We start from the raw sequence: 17,695 nt of genomic DNA on the forward strand, positions 1-17,695 counted from the left end.
TAGCACTGCTACCGCTCACAGATAAAACTCCCCATCGAGTTGATGTGCCACCTGAAACAGGCAGATCCCGAACGCGCGACATATTGGGTTGCCCTGGCTATCCCACTGCTGAACTCCACTCAAATCCCGAATCCACGACGTTCCTTGATGCATCGCGACGGGAGCACCCGTTGTACCGTGCGATATGAGCGCCCCCGAATCTCCAGGAGCACTCGTCGACCAGTCGTATGTCAGCCTGATGGGCGCCTTTTGGTAGCCGATCAACCCGATGTTGACGTCGACGTCCATCAGCGTCGGACTCCATGCCGCCCCGTTTTGATCGGTGACCGTGACGGTAAGCCCCAGCGGCAGAACATTGTCGGCATTGCACGGCTGCGCATGCGGCGGCGGGTGAGAGCTCGATGCGACCACAGCATCGATACAGTTGCCCAGGCTGTCGATGACTGTGCCCGTCGAATTGTCGTCGTAGGAGACGCTGAGTCCCGGTGCGGCCCCGTACGTCTGGCGCACGGCATGGAACGGAAGCAGCCATCCCTCTTTGGGTGCGGTGCTTCGACGAATCTTCATCCACGCCGTCAGCATTGCCTTTGACGGAGAAGAGAGCGCTACCTGCGGGTCTTGCAGGCTGACACGGGGTACGACGGGGAACGCCGTCCTTGCCGGACCATTTTCGATGAAGATCTCGCCGGCCGGAAGATAACCGAGCGACCCCTGCCAGTCGTCCGGTCCGAATGGCGATACCGGTGGACAAATATGCACAATGACCGCCAGACCCGGGTCGGCGCGGTCGATATTGGGTTCGACGAAGCCCAACGAGATGCGCGCGACAAAGGGGTATCGGGCGTTGATAGCGGCCAGCTGGGCGCTTTCTTGCCCTGCCAGCATGCTCCAGACGAACCCCCGCGATAGCTCGTCGAGTTGTAATCCCTCAAGCTGTCGTAAACCGGTGTAAACGAGCTCCCTGAGCCCCGGATCAACAATCGCGTCAGGGTTCGGCTCTGGGATTCGTGCCAGCCATGAGGGATCGATTGGCATGACCGTCGAAGCCCTTTCTCACGAGCAGTGTCGACGAGGGACAACTTTGGAAGCCGTCCGCAGTTCTTCGCTGCCGCGAGGCTAACAGCGGCCGATGCGCCAATGCCGAAATTGACGAGAAGTTCAGATGTTTTTTTGGAGCGTACGCGAGGTGACGACACGTTGATCGCCGCCGTCGCCGGCGGTCGGCTGCGCTGATCTCCCGGAGCGTATAACAGAGCGATCGCTCTGTTATACTGCCTGAGTGCCGCGCCCCCGTGTCTACGACCAGGACCAGATCCTGGACGCCGTCGAACGGCTGGCGGTGCAGTCCGGGCCGGCCTCGGTCACGATCCGCGCGGTCAGCGAGGCGATCGGCGTGTCCAACGGCGCGGTCTATCACACGTTCGGATCTCGCGCGGGCCTGGTGGGCCGCGCTTGGCTGCGCGCCGGGCACCGATTCCTTGGCGCGCAAAGCGAATTGATCGACGCCGCCCCCGTCGGCGACGCCACAGCCGCGGTGGTGGCCGCCGCCGAGGCACCAGCGGTGTTCGCCGACGCGAACCCGCACTCCTCACAGCTGATCCTGACCGTGCGCCGCGAGGAACTCCTGGGCCCCGAGACGCCGACCGACATCGCCACCCAGCTGCGCGACCTGGACCGCCTCCTGGTGCAAACCATGATCCGCCTCGCCCGGTCCCTATGGGAGCGCAAGGACGCCGCGGCCGTCGACGTCATCACCGCCTGCATCGTCGACCTGCCCACCGCAATGCTCCTGCAACGCAACCGAATCCACGACAACGACGCGCGGGAACGCCTGCGCGCCGCGGTCCGCGCCGTGCTGGCCGTCGGGCCGCCTCCGCCAAGACGCAAAAACAAGGAAGGAAACAACTAATGACACCGACACTGACCTGGGACGACAAGATCGCCGTCGTCGACCTCGGCGAGGACGAAAACCGCTTCTCCCCAGAGTTTCTCGACGCGATCAACGACCAACTCGACGACGTCGAGAAGGCCGGCGCCCACGGCCTGGTCACCACCGCGCGCCACAAGTTCTACACGAACGGGCTCGACTTGGACTGGCTCACCGCCCACCCCGACCAGACCCAGTCCTACGTCGCCCGGGTGCAGGCCCTGCTAGCCCGCGTCCTGACCTTTCCGGCGCCGACGGCGGCCGCGGTCACCGGGCATGCCTTCGGCGCCGGCGCCATGCTGGCGATGGCCCACGACGTGCGGGTGATGCGCGACGACCGGGGCTACTTCTGCTTTCCCGAGGTCGACATCCGCATCCCGTTCACCGACGGCATGGCCGCGCTGATCCAGGCCAAGCTCACCCCACAGGCAGCGGTGGCCTCGATGACCACCGGGCGGCGGTTCGGCGGGGGAGAGGCCGCCGAGCATGGCATCGTCGACGCCACCGCGGCCGAAGGGGACGTGACGAAGGCGGCCACCGACCTGCTGCGCCCGCTGGCCGGCAAGGACCCCGGCACGCTCGGCGCGATCAAGCAGACCATGTTCCGCACCGCGGCCGAGGCGTTGACCAACTCCTGAACTTACACCTCGCCGTTGAACCGCTCCCACGCGGACTGCCGCGTGATACCAAGGGCCACACCGATTCTCGACCACGTCACCCCCCGGCGACGCAGCTCACGCACCCACGACCGCAGGTCGGTCTCGACCTGTTGGGCCACCACCGCCATGCGCGGGACGTGGTCGAGCATCTGCTGATCGCTCCACGACTCCCAGATCGGCAGCCGCAGCTCGTCGGGCTGGTCCCGATACTCGTCGATGATGGACTGGGACAGGTCGATGCACTCGTTGCAGATCTGCACACCCGGACCGGCCACCAGCTTGTCGACGTCCGTGTTCGACTTGCCGCAGAACGAACACCAAATCTGCGCGGTCAGATTGGTAGCAGGGCTCATCGCGACTCCGAAGAAGTTGTCAGGCTTACCCTGACAACGGTAAGGCGTCAGGGCCGTCCTGACAAGGCTTCAGCCCAGGTCGTAGGAGTCCCGCGACACCCGGAAGAAGTGCCCGGACCCGCGGTCGATGCACCTTATGCCCGAGGGCTCGCTGTCGCAGGTGATCGTGCCGGCGGAGATGGTCTGGCCGTAGTCCAGCGTCTGCTCGCCGGGAACCCGCAACGTGTCCCCGTGGCACTCCATGGCGGCCGGCTGGCCCGGCGTCAGGCTGAAGCGGTTGCCCCAGGCGATGTGCTTGCCGCACTCGGGGGTTGGTGGCGGTTGGTAGGTGTAGTCGTGGACGTCGCAGGCGACGCCCCCACTGTCCAGGACGCAGTATATGTTCCCCGACGGCGACTGAAAGTTCTGGCTGTCGGCGCGCGCGGTGGCCGGCAGCGCGATTGCCGCTGCGACCGCCGATACGACAAGCGCGAGCCTAATGGCCTTCGGGCTGCCCGTGATCATTTGCTGAGCGTAGAAGGAATCCGTCATTGCGGTGGTGGAAAGGTGAGTTTTGCCGGGCGCCATGGGTTTTCGCACGTCGTGCTGAACCAAACCGGACTGGAATCCGTTTGCATGATGTCGCAGTATCCCGTTGGCGTTTGGAGATCCGGTGCCCGAAGACAACCCCCAGCACGAGTCAGCAACAACCCTGATCCGCCCAATTGGCGCCCTGGAAAGGCTTTTCTACCGCTACGCCGAACGCCATCCCGATCATTTCCTGCAGGCGGCCGAGTTCGGCGAAGTGCTGACCGCGGCGCGGCTGAGACGGGCCCTGGCCGCCGTTCAGCGACGACATCCCTTGTTGTCAGCACACATTGAGGACCGCCCGGGCACGCGTCTGGTTTTTTGTCGCGCTGCGACGGTCGCACCCATCACCTTGACCGTCTACCGAAGCCCGGAATGTTGCTGGGAAGCCACCGCCGCCGAGGAGCTGGCCCGGCCATTCGACCGGTCCCGGGCGCCGCTGATGCGCGCGTCCTTGGTGCAGGGGCCCGCGTCCAGTGCGGTGGTGCTGACCTTCGACCACGCGATCGCTGACGGAATTTCGTCCATGCTGGTGCTCGACGACCTGGTCGCCGCGCTCAACGGCGCGAAGCTCCCAAGTCTCCCGACACCGCGATCTCAGGAGCAGATCATCGCCGGCACGCTGGGCAGACTTGACCCGTTCGACCCCGCCGAGCTGTCCGATGATCCACGGATGGGCAAGCCCAGCACGATCCGCCCCTTCGACGCCAACCTGACCAACGTGCACGCCATGGAGCTGTCGGAGGTGGACACCGCGAGGTTGGTGGCGCGGTGCCGCGCCGAACGCACGACGGTGCACGCGGCGATTGTGACTGCGGCGTGCCGGGTGCGTGCCGCCGATCGCGGCGAAGACTTTGTGCGCGTGCTCAATCCGATCAATATCCGGGCACTGATCGGGGTCGGGCGCGACTGCGGGATGTACATCCAGTCGACCTGGACAGGGTTGGCGCCGTGGGACGGGGCACCGTTCTGGGAGCAGTCGCGCGCCATCACCGCACACCTCGAAGTCGCCCGGTCGGCACGCGGCATCCTCACCGCGTCCCTTGCCATCCAGCAAGCCATGCCGGTCGATGCCGACGCCGACGACGCCGTGGATCTTTTCAGCCGCGTGGCCCCTTTTGAGATGATCGTCAGCAACCTCGGCGTGCAGAACATCGACGACGCCGGCCCGTTGCGGCCCACGGCGATATGGGGGCCGTTGGCCCAAAGTCAAACCGACGGCGAGTATTTCATCGGCATCACCACCTACGAGGGCAAGCTGCGGATGGTGACCTATGGCTACAGCGTGCCGAGCACGTTCCTGAAGGGCGTCGGCGCCGCGCTGGTCGCCGCGGTCGACGAGAGGCAGGAGTTGCTACCATCGCGCGGTGACTGATCGGCGCACCGTCTTGAAGTACGCCGGTGTCGCACCGGTGATACTCGGCGCCGGTGCGTTGCTGGCCGCCCCGCGCGCGGGCGCTGGCCTTTCCGGAGCGGCCGTCTTCCTCGACCCCGGGCACAACGCCGTCAACGACGCCTCGATCAACCAGCAGGTGCCCAACGGCCGCGGGGGCACCAAGGCCTGCCAAGCCTCGGGCGCCGCGACCAACGACGGCTATCCCGAGCACGCGTTCACCTGGGCGGTCGTCGGGCTGATCAACGGCTCGCTGAGCCAGATGGGCGTGCGCACCCAGCTGTCGCGGGACAACGACAGCTCCGTCGGGCCGTGCGTGGATCAGCGTGCGGCGCTGGCCAACGCGATGCGTCCCGACGCGATCGTCAGCATCCACGCCGACGGCGGGCCGCCGTCCGGCTTGGGATTTCACGTGAACTACTCCAGCCCGCCGGTCAACGACGTCCAGGCCGGCCCCGCCGTCCAGCTGGCACGCACGATGCGGGATGCGTTGGTGCAAGCGGGCTTTCAGCCCGCCAACTATATCGGTTCGGACGGTCTGTATGGCCGCGACGACCTCGCGGGCCTGAACCTGGCGCAGTACCCGGCGATCCTGGTCGAGCTGGGCAACATGAAAAACGCCGACGAGGCCGCGCGGATGGAAAGCCCGGACGGCCGGGCGAAATACGCCAATGCCGTCACTCAGGGCATCGTCACATACTTGACTGCCCGCTGAGTTCCGCCTTGGCCTTCACGGGGCAGGCTGGCGCACATTGCTGTTGGGCGGCGTAGAGAATCATCCCGGCGGTCAGGAACGCGGGCTTGGCCTGGTCGGCGGTGTCGATGGGCAGGTTGGCGGCGCGACGCAGCACCATCAGGGCGAGCGCGGTGTAGGTCGCGTACGGAATGATCAACAGGTTGACGTGAGCATCCTGACCGCTGACGGTCATCACGTGCTGGCGCTTGCCCTCCCAGCCCGGCCAGTTGTACTCGGGCGGTCGTTGTAGCGGCGGCCAGTTGACGTTGATCGACGTGACGTCGCCGACCAAAGGCGTAAGCACGGCGATCACGGCGGGCAGTTCGTTGGTGATGCGGTCGGCGCGCGGCCACCAGGCACCGTCGATGTCGTGGCCCAGCTCTGGAGCAACGGAGAGCCGGATGGGATCGACCCGGCGTCTGCCCGCTCGTGGGTAGGTCATCGGCGGCATTGCGGTTGGCGGGCTGCGCGGGTCACGGGTGTTCCTTCACGGTCGAGGTCGACCGCCCCGCAAGCGCGGGACGACGGAGGAATCACATTGCCCGTGGGTGTCATCCGCTCGGATTGCGACGGACCACCGCTGACAACGAAAAAGCTCAGCTTTAACTTTACGCTGATAAGCCCGTCGCTCGTCGGATGGGTGGTAATCCGCAGCGACACGCGCCCTAGAACAATTGGCCGATCATGGTCGCGACGATGAGCACCAGCACGGCGATCCCGAGGAGGTACACCTGGCGCCGGGGCGTGATCCGCGCCGGAACGGGGTCCTGCTGCAGGGTGCGCTGGCGCTGCACAGCGATCAGGTAGGTACCCAATGCCACGGCGGCGGCCAGAAAGGCGGGGACCACCTCCGTCACCCGGAGGGGGCCATGCAGGTTCCTGATCGTCAGCAGCGCGCCGTTGGCCAGGAACGCGAAGGAGGTTCGCGTCCAGGCCAGCGCCGTCCGGTCCGCCGGGTCGTGCGCCCGCCGATCGGCTGGCTCGCTCACCCCAGGACCGCCTTGGCGATCACCAAGCCGAGGGCGACCAGCCCCACCACGCTGAGACCCACCGCGAGGTAGGCCGGCGTGGGGTGGCGGGGCAGCGGCTCGCCGCGCCGCATGGCGTGGTCGGCCTGCCGCCATCGCAGCAGGCCCATCGCGCTGGTGAGGATGGCCAGCACCGCCAGACCCGCGCCCAGCACGCGGCGCGCACCCGGGACGGTCAGCTCCGGGACCAGCTGCACCAGCGCGACCGCCGCGGCGAGCAGCCCCAGCGCGGTGCGCTGCCAGGCCAGGAAGGTCCGCTCGTTGGCCAGGGTGAAGCGGTAGTCGGGCTCGCGCTCTTCGGGCCCGGTCTCGCCGTTTTCGGCCACCAACTACCTCGCAGGGTCAAGCGTTTCGACGCCGCTGATCTTAACCAGCCGCGCGGCCCGGCATGATGGGGCTGTGGTCAAGGCGTTGTTGTTCGATGTGCAGGGCACGGCGACGGATTTCCATTCGACGGTGTGCGACGAGGCGCGGCGGATCAGCGCCGGCCGGCATCCCGACGCGGACTGGGCGTCGCTGGTGCGGCGTTGGCGGACAAGCTATTTCACTGCGTTGGAGACCGCGCAGGGGGATGGTTGGGTGTCGGTGCACTCGGTGTATCGCCGCGCGCTGGATACCGTTTTGGAGGACTGCGGCATCACCGGATTCTCGGACGCCGAACGTGAGGAGCTCGCGCTGGCCTGGCAGCGGCTTCGTCCGTGGCCTGACGTGGTGCCCGGCCTGACCCGGCTGAAGAGCGCATACACGCTGGCCACGCTGTCGAACGCCGACGTGTCAGCGGTGGTCAACATCTCCAAGCGCGCGGGCCTGCCCTGGGACGCGATCTTCGCCGCCGAGATGGCCGGGGTGTTCAAGCCCGAGCCGGCGATCTATCGCCTGGCCGCTCGATACCTCGGCCTGGGACCCGCCGACATCATGATGGTGGCCAGCCACAAGTACGACATCCGCGCGGCGGGCCGGCTGGGTTTTGCGACCGCCTTCGTGGCGCGGCCGCTGGAATTCGGTGTCGACGGCGACGCGGACGTGGCCTACTCCGACGAGTTCGACATCAACGCGGCGGACTTCCTGGACCTGGCCTCGCAGCTGGGCCGCTAGCGGTGCGCCGAGCCGGTCAGCGGCTGACCGTTGGCGCCCTGCAGCAGGCAGATGACGGTGCTCGGCGTGGGCGTGGCCCCGGTGCGGTCCTGGTTCGAGTCGATGAGATACGTGATCGAAAACGGGCCGGCGCCAGCGGGTTGGCCGGTGTACGGGCCGAGCCCGGCGCTGCAGCTTTGGTTGGCGACGTTCGCGATGGCGGCGTTGACGGCCACCGGGGCGCGAAGGTAGACCTCGGCCAAATGCGCTGCGGCGCAATCGACGACGGTGACCGTCACCCGGCTCAGGTCGGCGGGTGGGAGGTCGGCCACGCACTGGCCGACCTGCAGGTCGATCCACTTGACGGTCTGCGGGCCCGACGGGGCGGGGGCGGCGGTCGCGGTGGCGGTGGAGGCGCCAAGCATTGCGGTGGCCGCCAGGCCACACAGAAGGCTTCGGACCCGCATCGCGGCCTCCTCTCGGAGCGGTTAGCGCTGCAGTTTACGCGGAAGTCAGTGCCGGGTCAGGCTTTTCCGACGACATCGACAGGAAGCCGCGCACGCAGCGCGCGGCCAGCCACCAGTTCGCGGGCCTCTTCATGTCGAGCCCGCCCAGCAGTTGTTTGATCATGGTCAGTGTGTCGAAGTAGATGCGTTCGCAGACAAGGGCTTCCGACTCGTCGAACACGAAGTAGGCGGTCATGCGGACCCGGAAGCGGCTGCCGGTGGGCGGAACCTTGCCCAGGTAGCCGCGGTGGGTGCCCATCAGCCAGAACTCGACGATCACCGCGTCGGCGCTGTGCCGCAGCGCGATGATCTCGTGGTCCTGATCGGGAAACGCGGTCCGGGTGTAGACGTAATAGCCGCGCACCGCCTCGTCGCCGTCGTGGACGACCATCTGCGGGATCAGCTCGTAGCGCGGATGTGGGAAGGTCGCCAACACGTCGTCCCAGGCCTGGCGGACCTCGTCGTGGAAGTGATCGAGCACAAGCTTTTCGCGGGCGGCGAGCACCTCGGGGGCGGGAAACGCGGGAATGGTCACGGAGTCAGCGTATGGTCCGGCGAGCAGACTAACGCGGGGGAGTCCAGGCGACCGGCAACCTCTTGATCCCGTGGATGAACTGCGATAGCAGCCGCGAGGGTTCCTCCACGGCGACGATGTCCGGTATCTCGCGGCGCAATTCGTCGAACACCACCCGAATCTCGCGGCGAGCCAGATTGGCGCCCAGGCAGAAATGCGCGCCCCCGCCGCCGAAGCCCAGATGCGGATTCGGGTTGCGGGCCAGGTCAAAAGCCCACGGATTGGCGAACTTTGACTCGTCGCGGTTGGCCGAGTTGTACCACAGCGCGACCTTGTCCCCGGCCGTCATCCGAACGCCGCTCAGCTCGACGTCGCGGGTCAGCGTGCGGCGCATGTAGGTCACCGGCGAGGCCCACCGCACGATCTCCTCGACCGCGTTCGGAGCGAGCCCGTCGTAGTCGGCCCACCACTTCTCCCGCTCGGCGGGGTAGCGCGACAGCGCCAGCACCCCATGGCTGATCGCGTTGCGCGTCGTCTCGTTGCCGGCCACCACCAACAGGATGAAAAACGACGCGATCTCCGACGACGACAGCCGGTCGCCGTCGACCTCGGCCTCCACCAGCGCCGTCGTCAGGTCGTCGTGGTGGTTGACGCGGCGGTCCTCGGCCAGCGCGGTGGCGTAGGCGCCGATGTCCATCGAAATCTGAAGGAACTCTTCGAAATCCGTCGTCAGGTCGGGGTCGCCGAAACCAAGGATCACGTTGGTCCAGTGGAAAATCCGCTGATGGTCCTCCTCGGGGATGCCCATCATGTCGCAGATGATCTGCAGCGGCAGCGGCCCGGCGAGCTCGCTGACCAGGTCCGCGGAGCCGTCGGGATGATTGGCGATCAACCCCGCGACCAGCCGATGCGCCCGCTCGCGCACCGACGCCTCGATGCGCGCCACCACCTTGGGGGTGAACGCACGGCTGACGATGGAGCGCAGCCGCTGGTGCCGCGGATCGTCGAGCACGATCATCGAGCCGAAGTATTCGGCTATCTCCGGCGCATTGTCGTTGATGGTGATGTTGGGGCTGGAGCTGAAGATGTCGGGGTGGCGGCTGGCGAAGTGAACGTCGTCGAGCTTGGTCAGCGCCCAATACCCGTTGCCGGGCTCGAACCCTTCCATCCTGATGGCGGGCCAGAACGAGATCGGTGCCTCGCGGCGCAGGGTTGCGAATGTCCCGTCGCGGACGTCGTCGTCAAGCGCCCAGAAGTCGAGCGACTCGAGATGGATGTCGGCAAGCGGAATCTCGGGCGGCGGCGCGCCGTTGACTCGGGGCGCGATCCCGGTCTGCAGTGGCATTCGGTCCGCTCTCAGTGCGAACACATGGTTCGGGCGGGCGTACCCGTCGTCGCGGTCGCATTGCTGACGACGTTGCCGTCGAGCAGGATCTTGCAGGTGATCGGTCCGGCACCCTGCGCGCTGAGGACGAACGCCTGCCCGCCGAACGAGGTGAACTCCGTCGACCACGGCAGCGGCGCATTCACCGCGCGCTGCTGACCGTTGTCACCTTGATACGAGATGTATTCGGCGACGGCGGGGCCGCTCACCTCGTAGCGGACCTGTGGGAACTGGGGCAGGGCGTTCGCCACGCCGGATGCGTTCGCGAAGCCGATGCCGATCGCGAACAGGATTGCGGGTCCGCGCAGATGACTGGTCATGTTTCTCATCGTGTACCACGCAAGACGCCAGGTCTAGATGCCGCCCCAGCCCGCGCTTATGGTGAACCGGGGGCTGACGATTGGGAAGGTGAGCATGTCGGAACACGGCTCAAAGCGTGTGGTGGTCTGGGGCACCGGCTTCGTCGGCAAGATGGTGATCGCCGAGATCGTCAAGCATCCCCTGTTCGAATTGGTCGGCGTCGGCGTCAGCAGCCCCAACAAGGTCGGCCGCGACGTCGGCGATATCTGCGGGCTGCCCGAACCGGTCGGCATCACCGCCACCGACGACGTCGACGCCTTGATCGCGCTCAAACCCGACGCGTTGGTGCACTACGGCCCGACGGCGATGCACGCCAAGGACAACATCGCGCTGATCACCCGGTTCCTGCGGGCCGGCATCGACGTGTGCTCGACGGCGATGACGCCGTGGGTGTGGCCGACCATGCACCTGAACCCGCCGACCTGGATCGCGCCGATCACCGAGGCCTGCGAGCTGGGGGAGTCGTCGTGCTTCACCACCGGCATCGACCCCGGGTTCGCCAACGACCTGTTTCCGATGACGCTGATGGGCCTGTGCTCGGAGGTGCGCCGGGTGCGGGCGTCCGAGCTGCTCGACTACACCAACTACGAGGGCGACTACGAGGTCGAGATGGGCATCGGGCGCGAGCCCGAATACGGCGCGCTGCTGGAAGACTCCAACATGTTGATCTTCGCGTGGGGCGCCACCGTCCCGATGATCGCCCACGCCGCCGGCATCATGCTCGACGAGATCACCACCACCTGGGACAAGTGGGTGACCCCGACGGAGCGCACCACCGCCAAGGGCGTCATCAAGCCCGGACACGTCGCCGCCGTCCGCTTCACCATCAACGGGATCTACCAGGGCGAGACCCGCATCCAGCTCGAACACGTCAACCGCATCGGGCTCGACGCCGCACCCGACTGGCCGTCGGGCCACGACAACGACGTCTACCGGGTCGAGATCGAGGGCACGCCGAGCATCTTCCAGGAAACGGCGTTCCGGTTCACCGACGGCTCGGGCCGCGACGCCGCGACGGCCGGGTGCCTGGCCACCGGGATGCGGGCGCTCAACGCCGTGCCGGCGGTCAACGACCTGCGGCCGGGCTGGGTGACGCCGCTGGACCTGCCGCTGATCGCCGGGGCCGGCAACATCCGCTGACCCGGTCGCATAGCCGCGGCCACGTCGTCGCACAGCTCACGCATAGCCGATGCTTTGAAAGGCTATAGGTATTGGCTGCAGAATTACGGTCGGACGGGACGTGGTGATCGCAAGCGCAGCGGAGGCGGCGCGGCGGGTCGCCACCGAATGTGCCGCTGATGAATATGGGGATGACGAATGGCCGACGAAGTTAGGCCCGCGCTGGGCTTGTCGATTGGAGCCACCAACCTGGCGGCCGTGACCGCAAACCTGTCGATCACCCGCAAGCCGGTCCTGACGCTGTATCGGCAACGCCCGCCCGAGGTCGGCGTGCCCTCGGAAAATCCCAGGCTCGACGAGCCAGGCGTGGTGATCACCGACTTCGTCGATCGGGTCGGCGATCCGGTCGGCATCGTGGCGGCCGACGGCTCGGTGCACCGCAGCGAGGCGCTGGTCGCCGATGCGTTGCGCGCCCTGGCCTACGCCGCCACCGGCGGGCGGCCGCTGCCGGAAAGCGTCGCCGTCACCTTCCCCGCGCACTGGCAGGCCAAGTCGGCGGACGCCGTGGGCGCCGCGCTGGGCCGGGTGGCCGAATGGTCGAGCAGCGCCCGGCCGCCGCTGCTGGTCCCCGATGCCGCGGCGGCGCTGTTCGCCGCGCGAACCAACCCGGGCATCCCCGCCCGCGGCACCGTCGCCGTGTGCGACTTCGGCGGCAGCGGCACCAGCATCACGCTGATGGACGCCGCCGGAGACTACGAACCCGTCGCGCCGACCGTGCGGCATCACGACTTCTCCGGCGACATGATCGACCAGGCGCTGTTGACCGCCGTCATGGCCAACGCGCCGCGCGCCGGTTCGTTCGACACCTCGGCGATCGGCGCGCTGAGCCGGCTGCGGGCCGCATGCCGAACCGCCAAGGAGCAGCTCTCGTCGAACACGGTGACCACCCTCGGCGACGACATCCGGCTCACCCGCAATGAACTCGACGACGCGATCCGCGAGTCGCTGAACAACTTCGTGCGGGTGTTGGATGAGACGTTGCTGCGCAACGGGATTCGCGATCTCGTCGCCGTGGTTTCGGTGGGTGGCGGGGCGAACATCCCGGCGGTCACCACCATGCTGTCGGGACATCTTCGGGTCCCGGTGGTCACGTCGCCGCGTCCGCAATTGACCGCCGCCATCGGCGGCGCCTTGCGGGCGGCGCGCCCCGAGGACAACAGCGCGACGACATTGGCGCCGGCCGCCCCGGTGCCGGTACTGGCGACGGCGGCCGGGCCGCTGGTGCAGGCGGCGCAGCCTTGGCCGGGGTCCACCGCGACGGCCCAAGCGCCGGCGCCGAGCATGATGCCCGCATTGGCCTGGGCGGAGGCCGGGGACTCGCGTGTCATGCCCGCCGCCGACGGTTCCGGCTACACGTCGGCCCGCCCGGCGCTGAAGTTCGACGAACCCGAACGCCCGCTTCCGGAGCCCAAGAAGCCCGTCATCCCCTGGTACCGGCTGCCGGGAGTGGTGATCATCAGCACCCTGGTGGCGCTCACGCTGGTGGGAACCGCGCTGGCGATCGCGTTGGGCGGCGTCGACAAGCCGGCAAGCACGCCGCCGGCGACGAGCACCCCGGCTTCCCCGGCGCCGTCCGCCTCCCCGACGCAACCGCCCCCTCCGTCGCCTAGCGACACCAATCCGCCGGCCACCACCGATACCCCGACGACGGCCGTCCCTCCGGCCGCCCCGCAGGGCCCGGTGAATGACGCCCCGCCACCGGCAGCGCCGGCAGCCCCGGCGGCACCAGCGCCGCTGCCCGCCCCGGCCGTTCCCGCGCCTCCGCCGATTCCGCGCATCCCGGCGATTCCGCCCATCCCGGCGATTCCGGGAATCAGCGTGCCGATCCCCGGCGTGGGCTGCGTGCCGGTCATATGCGCGATAGCACAGCGCCAGTGAACCGAATTAGCCTCCGGACTTGGACTTTTCCTTCTCGCCCTTGTTCTCTTCGGCCGACGCCTTTTTCAACTCCTCGTTGAGGGCCTTGTCCTTCTCGATTTGTTCCTTGCGGGCTTCTTCGTCTCGGCCCTCGTCTTGGGCTTCGTCTCGGCCCTCGCCTTGGGCCTTCTCGCCGCCCTTGTCTTGGGCTTGGGCCTTCTCGTCGCTCTTGTTTTCGGCTTGGGCTTTTTCGTCGCTCTTGTCTTCGGATTGGGCCTTCTCGTCACCGTTGTTTTCGGAGTCGGCCTCGTCGGGGTCCACGTGTCGGGGGTTGCCCTCGTCGTCGAGCCAGTCGTTGACCGCGGTGCCAGAAACCATGCCGCCGGACCCGGGCAGCACCAAGGTGGGTCGGTCTTCGTAGGCCGTCATCATTTCGGCGGCCTTCTTCTTGTCGTCCTCGTCCGGCTCCGGCTTCTCGGTCAGGGGGCGCTTGTCCTCGTCCTCGTCCTGGTCTTTGGCCTGCCGGTCGTCGTCCTGGTCCTGGTCTTTGGCCTGCCGGTCGTCGTCCTGGTCCTGGTCTTTGGCCTGTCGGTCGTCGTCCTGGTCCGGGTCCTTCGCCTGCCGATGGTCGTCCTGACCAGCCGCCTTGTCGTCCTGCACGCTCATGCACCTACCCCCTTGGAGTCGCAGTTCCGACCATCACCGGGGGTTACCCGCTGTTGTGATGTGTCGAAACTCTCACGAGTGCGATCGTTGGTGTTTGACCAGCACCAGCGAGGCGAGCGGGATCCGCACCGGTTCGGGCGCGCCCGACAAACGTTCGGCGACCGCGGCCTCCAACTGCTGCAGGAATTCGACGGCTCGCGGGTCGTTGGTCCCGCCGTCCAGCCCGCGCGCCAGGGCGGGGAAGAGCGCCGCTCGCGCGAACGCGGCCCATTGCGCGCCGAAAGCCTCGGCGTCGTGGTCGGTTTGGTACCGGGACCAGAATCGGTCCTCGGCGTTGAAGACCTCGAGGTGGTCGATGGTCAGGCCTTCGAACCGCCCGCTGGGCGCGAACGGGGACCGGAAGTCCTTTTCGCTGCGGGCAAAGGTGGGAATCAGCATGCGGCGCAACTCTTCCCGGCGCAGCAGGCCGTCGCGTTCCTGGTCGGTCAGCGCGGCCAGGATGGCGTCGAGCAACGGCTCGAAGCCGGCGTTGCCGTTCTCGTCTACGGCCTGCGTCAACACCACCAGCCGCCCCTCGGGGGCCAACTCGCGCCCGCGGAAGGCCACGAAGTCGTTCCAGTCCAAGGCGGCCCGGTGGGCGTAGGAGGCGCGGGCCGCGTCGTCATCGCTGTAGGCGACGTGCACGTGATCGGGGACCTCGCACGGGATCCGCCTCAGCCACTGCGTCGCCCACGACGTCCAGCCGAGGTTGACCGTCTTCGACGGAACGATCTGGTCGTAGAACGACCGGCCGATCGCCGAGGTGAAACTCGTTGTATCCGTGTGAAAGTAGCTGTCCGGGTCGTCGGCCAGCGTTCGGAACAGCGCCGAGAAATCGTTTTCCGGCACATCGGTGTGCGCCACCAGGATGGCGTGGTCGTGGCGGGTGCGCCGGCGCAGCACCGCGATGGCCGCCGACAGCGGACGCAGCGAATTGTGCCCGTTGGCCGCGCCGTAGTCGGCGACGACGATCGGCTGCGGCGGGGTGGGCAGCGGCACCTGCTCGGCGGCCCGCTCGAAGACCGCGATGGCCTGCGCCAGGCCGGCGGCCTGCAGCCGCGACGACGCGGTGTACGTCGCGCTGTGCATCGGCTCCGGCCGGACCACGATGCTGGATTCGGGCATCCGGGGTTCGGGCCGCATGCCCCAACGATAGTCAGTTCGGCGTCGGGTAGCTGACCCCGGTGAGCTGCTCAGACAGCTCCCACAGGCGCCGGCAGTCGTCCTCTTTGCGCGCCTCGGCGGGCACCTTGGCTTCCCGCACCCCGCCGCCGGCCAACTCGTAGAACCCGCGGGGTCCGTAGAACGCGCCGCCCTGGGCGTGCGGGGCTGCCGCCGCGTACAGCGCCGGCAGGATCCCTTCGTCGATCTCCTGCCACAGGAACGGCGTGAAGCGCCAGGAGCTCTTGTACAACCGCTCCATCAGCGCAGGCTTCTCGCGGCCGTGCGATGGCCCGGCGATCTGCAGGTTGGTCTTGGTCAGGCCGGGGTGCGCGGCGTTGGACACGATGTCCCAGCCGGCCGCGCGGCTGCGCCGGTCGAGCTCGAGGGCGAACATCAACACGGCCAGCTTGGATTGGCCGTAGGCCGACATGGCCGCGTAGGACTTCTCGAAATTCGGGTCGTCGAAGTGGATCTTGGCGCTCATGCGGGCGGCCAGGCTGCTCAGCGAGACGACGCGGGCGCCGTTGGCCGCGCGCAGCAGCGGCAGCACGTGTCCGGTGAGCGCGAAATGCCCGAGATGGTTGCTGCCGAACTGCAATTCGAAGCCGTCGGCGGTCGTGTCGCGCTCCGGCGGCGTCATAACCCCGGCGTTGTTGATCAGGATGTCGATCGGGCGCCCCTCGGCGTTGAGCTGTTCGCCCAGCGCGGCGACCGAGGCGAGCGAGGACAGGTCGAGGGACTTGATGGTCAGCTTGGCGTCGGGAACCGTGGAGCGGATTTCCTCGACCGCCTTTTCCCCTTTGCCGCGATTGCGGATCGCCATCACAACGTCGGCGCCGGCGGCCGAGAGCCGCCGGGCCAGACCGAAGCCCAGACCGCTGTTGGCCCCGGTGATGACGACCAGCTTCCCCGACAGGTCGGGCACCGTGGCGACGAGATCGTTGGCCATGCGTATCACTCCTATCGTGTGAACCCGGTCCTAGTGTGCTCTTCGTGTCGCCGTCAGCGAACCCCGGCGGCATTCTGGCCGCCTCGGCCCCTCGCTGGCATCGCCCGGGCGCGCGGTGACACACTGCCTGGATGACCAGCAGACGGCTCGCCAAGGTGTCGCTGGCCACCGCCATCCTGGTGATGGTCGTGTCGGTGGGCGGCTTCATCGTCGCCCTGGTGCTCAACGCGTTCTTTCTGGACAAGTACGACGCCTACGGGGAGGTGCCGGTCCCGGGGTCGGGCAGCCTGTACCTGCCCGCCGGTGAGGCCACCATCAGCCTGCACACGACCGTCATCGGCAGCCCCAACGGCGGCCTGCCGGTGCCGCCGCTCGGAGTCACCATCGTGCCACCCGACGGCGTGGGGCAACCGGTGGTGACCGAAAGCATCGGCAGCACAACGACGGTCAACAACGACGCGCACGTGCGGGTGTGGGTGGCCCAGATTCCCGCGGCCGGCACCTACAACATCACCACCGACGGCCAAGTCAACGGGTACATCGGCCCACGACTGGCCTTCGGCCACAAGAGTTCCTACGGCTTTTTGGTGTGGGTCTTCGTCGCCACGTTCGTGGTGGGGCTGGTCGGGTCGATCGCGTCGGGGTGGTGGTTGTCGCGCACCCGCCGCCGGGCGGTGGTAGCGGCCACCCCCTACTATCACGCGCCGGTCGTGCCGCCGGCGATGCCGGCCGCGGCGGCCCCTTATGAACCCAGCGACGAGGGAGTGCGCATCGAGCGGCTCAAAACCCTGGCGTCTCTGCGGGATTCCGGCGCGTTGACGCAGGAGGAGTTCGAGACCGAGAAGCGCCGGATCCTCGAGGGCCACTAGGTTTGCTTGCCGCGAGCGTGCGTTGCTCCTATGTCAAGGGGCGGGTTTAAGCAGCCGGTTGCATTGTTTGTTTGGGATGGTGGTCGGCTTGCAATCTGGCGAAGACGATGCGGGCCAGGCGGCGTTTGAGGCAGCGCAATGCTTCGGTGGAGGAGTTCCCGGTGTCGAGGCGTTTGCGGTAGTAGGTGTGGCCTGCGCTGCCGGTGAGGCGGATCTGGGTGATGGCGATGCGGTGCAGGGCGGCGTTGAGCTGGCGGTTGCCCGAGCGTGTCATGCGGACTCGTCCGGCGGTGTTGCCCGACCACACGGGAATGGGTGCAACCCCGGCGTGGCGGGCGAATGCGGGTTCGCTTTTGAACCTTGTCACGCCGGCGGTTTCGGCAACGAGTTTGGCTGCGGTCAGTTCACCGCAGCCGGGCAGCGCCAGCAGGGAAGGTGCGGCCGCCACGGTGCGTTCTGCGATGCGGTCAG

The 17,695-nt window shown here is 67.6% G+C and carries 22 protein-coding genes; 8 read left to right on the forward strand and 14 right to left on the reverse strand.

Annotated features, from left to right (window positions below):
- Window positions 1–15: 15 nt before the first annotated feature.
- Window positions 16–1,035 carry a hypothetical protein gene (locus tag A5764_RS25160; RefSeq protein ID WP_156664866.1) on the reverse strand — a complete coding sequence of 340 codons (1,020 nt, stop codon included), beginning with the start codon at window positions 1,033–1,035 and terminating at the stop codon, window positions 16–18.
- Window positions 1,036–1,279: 244 nt separating this feature from the next.
- Between A5764_RS25160 and A5764_RS25165 the strand changes: the two genes are divergently transcribed.
- Complete coding sequence (locus A5764_RS25165) at window positions 1,280–1,909, forward strand: TetR/AcrR family transcriptional regulator (RefSeq protein ID WP_067118873.1); 630 nt, start codon at window positions 1,280–1,282, stop codon at window positions 1,907–1,909.
- Entirely contained in the window at window positions 1,909–2,565 is a 657-nt protein-coding gene (locus A5764_RS25170; RefSeq protein WP_067118876.1) for an enoyl-CoA hydratase-related protein, read from the forward strand. The genes A5764_RS25165 and A5764_RS25170 overlap by 1 nt, the downstream gene beginning before the upstream one ends.
- Window positions 2,566–2,567: 2 nt before the next feature.
- Here A5764_RS25170 and A5764_RS30180 read toward each other — a convergent pair whose 3' ends face one another.
- Window positions 2,568–2,939 carry a ClpX C4-type zinc finger protein gene (locus A5764_RS30180; protein ID WP_067118879.1) on the reverse strand — a complete coding sequence of 124 codons (372 nt, stop codon included), beginning with the start codon at window positions 2,937–2,939 and terminating at the stop codon, window positions 2,568–2,570.
- 69 nt (window positions 2,940–3,008) lie between these two features.
- Window positions 3,009–3,443: a DUF6636 domain-containing protein gene (locus tag A5764_RS25180; RefSeq protein ID WP_156664867.1), complete on the reverse strand. Its 435-nt coding sequence runs from the start codon at window positions 3,441–3,443 to the stop codon at window positions 3,009–3,011.
- A gap of 148 nt (window positions 3,444–3,591) precedes the next feature.
- On the opposite strand from A5764_RS25180, the gene A5764_RS25185 reads away from it, so the two are divergent.
- Window positions 3,592–4,881 carry a condensation domain-containing protein gene (locus A5764_RS25185; RefSeq protein WP_067118882.1) on the forward strand — a complete coding sequence of 430 codons (1,290 nt, stop codon included), beginning with the start codon at window positions 3,592–3,594 and terminating at the stop codon, window positions 4,879–4,881.
- Window positions 4,874–5,614 carry an Rv3717 family N-acetylmuramoyl-L-alanine amidase gene (locus A5764_RS25190; protein WP_067118885.1) on the forward strand — a complete coding sequence of 247 codons (741 nt, stop codon included), beginning with the start codon at window positions 4,874–4,876 and terminating at the stop codon, window positions 5,612–5,614. The genes A5764_RS25185 and A5764_RS25190 overlap by 8 nt, the downstream gene beginning before the upstream one ends.
- Here the strand turns inward: A5764_RS25190 and A5764_RS25195 are convergent.
- The 3 genes from A5764_RS25195 to A5764_RS25205 all read right to left on the reverse strand — a co-directional run bounded on the left by A5764_RS25195 (window position 5,592) and on the right by A5764_RS25205 (window position 6,989).
- Window positions 5,592–6,077: a DUF5994 family protein gene (locus A5764_RS25195; protein ID WP_067119002.1), complete on the reverse strand. Its 486-nt coding sequence runs from the start codon at window positions 6,075–6,077 to the stop codon at window positions 5,592–5,594. The genes A5764_RS25190 and A5764_RS25195 overlap by 23 nt on opposite strands.
- A gap of 223 nt (window positions 6,078–6,300) precedes the next feature.
- A complete protein-coding gene (locus A5764_RS25200) occupies window positions 6,301–6,624 on the reverse strand; it encodes a DUF202 domain-containing protein (RefSeq protein WP_067118889.1) in 324 nt (107 codons plus the stop codon).
- Window positions 6,621–6,989, reverse strand: coding sequence for a YidH family protein (locus A5764_RS25205; protein ID WP_067118892.1), 369 nt, complete (start codon window positions 6,987–6,989; stop codon window positions 6,621–6,623). Before A5764_RS25205 ends, A5764_RS25200 begins: the two co-directional genes overlap by 4 nt.
- Window positions 6,990–7,062: 73 nt before the next feature.
- On the opposite strand from A5764_RS25205, the gene A5764_RS25210 reads away from it, so the two are divergent.
- A complete protein-coding gene (locus tag A5764_RS25210) occupies window positions 7,063–7,758 on the forward strand; it encodes a haloacid dehalogenase type II (RefSeq protein WP_156664868.1) in 696 nt (231 codons plus the stop codon).
- Here the strand turns inward: A5764_RS25210 and A5764_RS25215 are convergent.
- From A5764_RS25215 to A5764_RS25230, 4 genes are read right to left on the reverse strand one after another with little or no spacing between them, the layout of a single operon-like run.
- Window positions 7,755–8,204 carry a hypothetical protein gene (locus A5764_RS25215; protein WP_067118898.1) on the reverse strand — a complete coding sequence of 150 codons (450 nt, stop codon included), beginning with the start codon at window positions 8,202–8,204 and terminating at the stop codon, window positions 7,755–7,757. The genes A5764_RS25210 and A5764_RS25215 overlap by 4 nt on opposite strands.
- A gap of 34 nt (window positions 8,205–8,238) precedes the next feature.
- On the reverse strand, window positions 8,239–8,778 hold the full coding sequence (locus A5764_RS25220; protein ID WP_067118901.1) for an ester cyclase: 540 nt from the start codon (window positions 8,776–8,778) through the stop codon (window positions 8,239–8,241).
- Window positions 8,779–8,806: 28 nt separating this feature from the next.
- Window positions 8,807–10,102 (reverse strand): cytochrome P450, encoded by a 1,296-nt coding sequence (locus A5764_RS25225; RefSeq protein ID WP_067118904.1) that lies wholly within the window; start codon window positions 10,100–10,102, stop codon window positions 8,807–8,809.
- Between the two features lie 11 nt (window positions 10,103–10,113).
- Window positions 10,114–10,461 carry an MmpS family transport accessory protein gene (locus A5764_RS25230; RefSeq protein ID WP_197501724.1) on the reverse strand — a complete coding sequence of 116 codons (348 nt, stop codon included), beginning with the start codon at window positions 10,459–10,461 and terminating at the stop codon, window positions 10,114–10,116.
- A gap of 94 nt (window positions 10,462–10,555) precedes the next feature.
- On the opposite strand from A5764_RS25230, the gene A5764_RS25235 reads away from it, so the two are divergent.
- Together A5764_RS25235 and A5764_RS25240 are read left to right on the forward strand one after the other, a co-directional pair.
- Window positions 10,556–11,641, forward strand: a complete 1,086-nt coding sequence (locus tag A5764_RS25235; protein WP_067119005.1) for a dihydrodipicolinate reductase — start codon at window positions 10,556–10,558, stop codon at window positions 11,639–11,641.
- Between the two features lie 177 nt (window positions 11,642–11,818).
- Window positions 11,819–13,558 carry an Hsp70 family protein gene (locus tag A5764_RS25240; protein WP_067118910.1) on the forward strand — a complete coding sequence of 580 codons (1,740 nt, stop codon included), beginning with the start codon at window positions 11,819–11,821 and terminating at the stop codon, window positions 13,556–13,558.
- A 6-nt stretch (window positions 13,559–13,564) separates the two neighbouring features.
- Here the strand turns inward: A5764_RS25240 and A5764_RS25245 are convergent, their stop codons facing one another.
- From A5764_RS25245 to A5764_RS25255, 3 genes are all read right to left on the reverse strand, one after another.
- A complete protein-coding gene (locus A5764_RS25245; RefSeq protein ID WP_231989817.1) occupies window positions 13,565–14,203 on the reverse strand; it encodes a hypothetical protein in 639 nt (212 codons plus the stop codon).
- A gap of 72 nt (window positions 14,204–14,275) precedes the next feature.
- A complete protein-coding gene (locus A5764_RS25250) occupies window positions 14,276–15,385 on the reverse strand; it encodes an SAM-dependent methyltransferase (RefSeq protein WP_067118913.1) in 1,110 nt (369 codons plus the stop codon).
- Window positions 15,386–15,398: 13 nt separating this feature from the next.
- Window positions 15,399–16,355: an SDR family oxidoreductase gene (locus tag A5764_RS25255; RefSeq protein ID WP_067118916.1), complete on the reverse strand. Its 957-nt coding sequence runs from the start codon at window positions 16,353–16,355 to the stop codon at window positions 15,399–15,401.
- 131 nt (window positions 16,356–16,486) lie between these two features.
- On the opposite strand from A5764_RS25255, the gene A5764_RS25260 reads away from it, so the two are divergent.
- Window positions 16,487–17,224 carry an SHOCT domain-containing protein gene (locus A5764_RS25260; RefSeq protein ID WP_067118920.1) on the forward strand — a complete coding sequence of 246 codons (738 nt, stop codon included), beginning with the start codon at window positions 16,487–16,489 and terminating at the stop codon, window positions 17,222–17,224.
- Between the two features lie 46 nt (window positions 17,225–17,270).
- Here the strand turns inward: A5764_RS25260 and A5764_RS25265 are convergent.
- A partial coding sequence (locus tag A5764_RS25265) for a transposase (protein WP_156664869.1) occupies window positions 17,271–17,695 on the reverse strand: 425 nt, incomplete at its 5' end.

The sequence above is a fragment of the Mycobacterium sp. 852002-51057_SCH5723018 genome (genome assembly GCF_001667035.1).
Classification (GTDB): Bacteria; Actinomycetota; Actinomycetes; order Mycobacteriales; family Mycobacteriaceae; genus Mycobacterium.

What these genes read in the sequence shown, in the direction of transcription:
- A5764_RS25230 (WP_197501724.1), bottom strand. Translation starts at nt 10,461, where the DNA reads ATGACCAGTCATCTGCGCGGACCCGCAATCCTGTTCGCGATCGGCATC.
- A5764_RS25225 (WP_067118904.1), bottom strand. Translation starts at nt 10,102, where the DNA reads ATGCCACTGCAGACCGGGATCGCGCCCCGAGTCAACGGCGCGCCGCCG.
- A5764_RS25245 (WP_231989817.1), bottom strand. Translation starts at nt 14,203, where the DNA reads ATGAGCGTGCAGGACGACAAGGCGGCTGGTCAGGACGACCATCGGCAG.
- A5764_RS25170 (WP_067118876.1), top strand. Translation starts at nt 1,909, where the DNA reads ATGACACCGACACTGACCTGGGACGACAAGATCGCCGTCGTCGACCTC.
- A5764_RS25195 (WP_067119002.1), bottom strand. Translation starts at nt 6,077, where the DNA reads ATGACCTACCCACGAGCGGGCAGACGCCGGGTCGATCCCATCCGGCTC.
- A5764_RS25255 (WP_067118916.1), bottom strand. Translation starts at nt 16,355, where the DNA reads ATGGCCAACGATCTCGTCGCCACGGTGCCCGACCTGTCGGGGAAGCTG.
- A5764_RS25235 (WP_067119005.1), top strand. Translation starts at nt 10,556, where the DNA reads ATGTCGGAACACGGCTCAAAGCGTGTGGTGGTCTGGGGCACCGGCTTC.
- A5764_RS25180 (WP_156664867.1), bottom strand. Translation starts at nt 3,443, where the DNA reads ATGATCACGGGCAGCCCGAAGGCCATTAGGCTCGCGCTTGTCGTATCG.
- A5764_RS25240 (WP_067118910.1), top strand. Translation starts at nt 11,819, where the DNA reads ATGGCCGACGAAGTTAGGCCCGCGCTGGGCTTGTCGATTGGAGCCACC.
- A5764_RS25215 (WP_067118898.1), bottom strand. Translation starts at nt 8,204, where the DNA reads ATGCGGGTCCGAAGCCTTCTGTGTGGCCTGGCGGCCACCGCAATGCTT.
- A5764_RS25160 (WP_156664866.1), bottom strand. Translation starts at nt 1,035, where the DNA reads ATGCCAATCGATCCCTCATGGCTGGCACGAATCCCAGAGCCGAACCCT.
- A5764_RS25260 (WP_067118920.1), top strand. Translation starts at nt 16,487, where the DNA reads ATGACCAGCAGACGGCTCGCCAAGGTGTCGCTGGCCACCGCCATCCTG.
- A5764_RS25250 (WP_067118913.1), bottom strand. Translation starts at nt 15,385, where the DNA reads ATGCGGCCCGAACCCCGGATGCCCGAATCCAGCATCGTGGTCCGGCCG.
- A5764_RS30180 (WP_067118879.1), bottom strand. Translation starts at nt 2,939, where the DNA reads ATGAGCCCTGCTACCAATCTGACCGCGCAGATTTGGTGTTCGTTCTGC.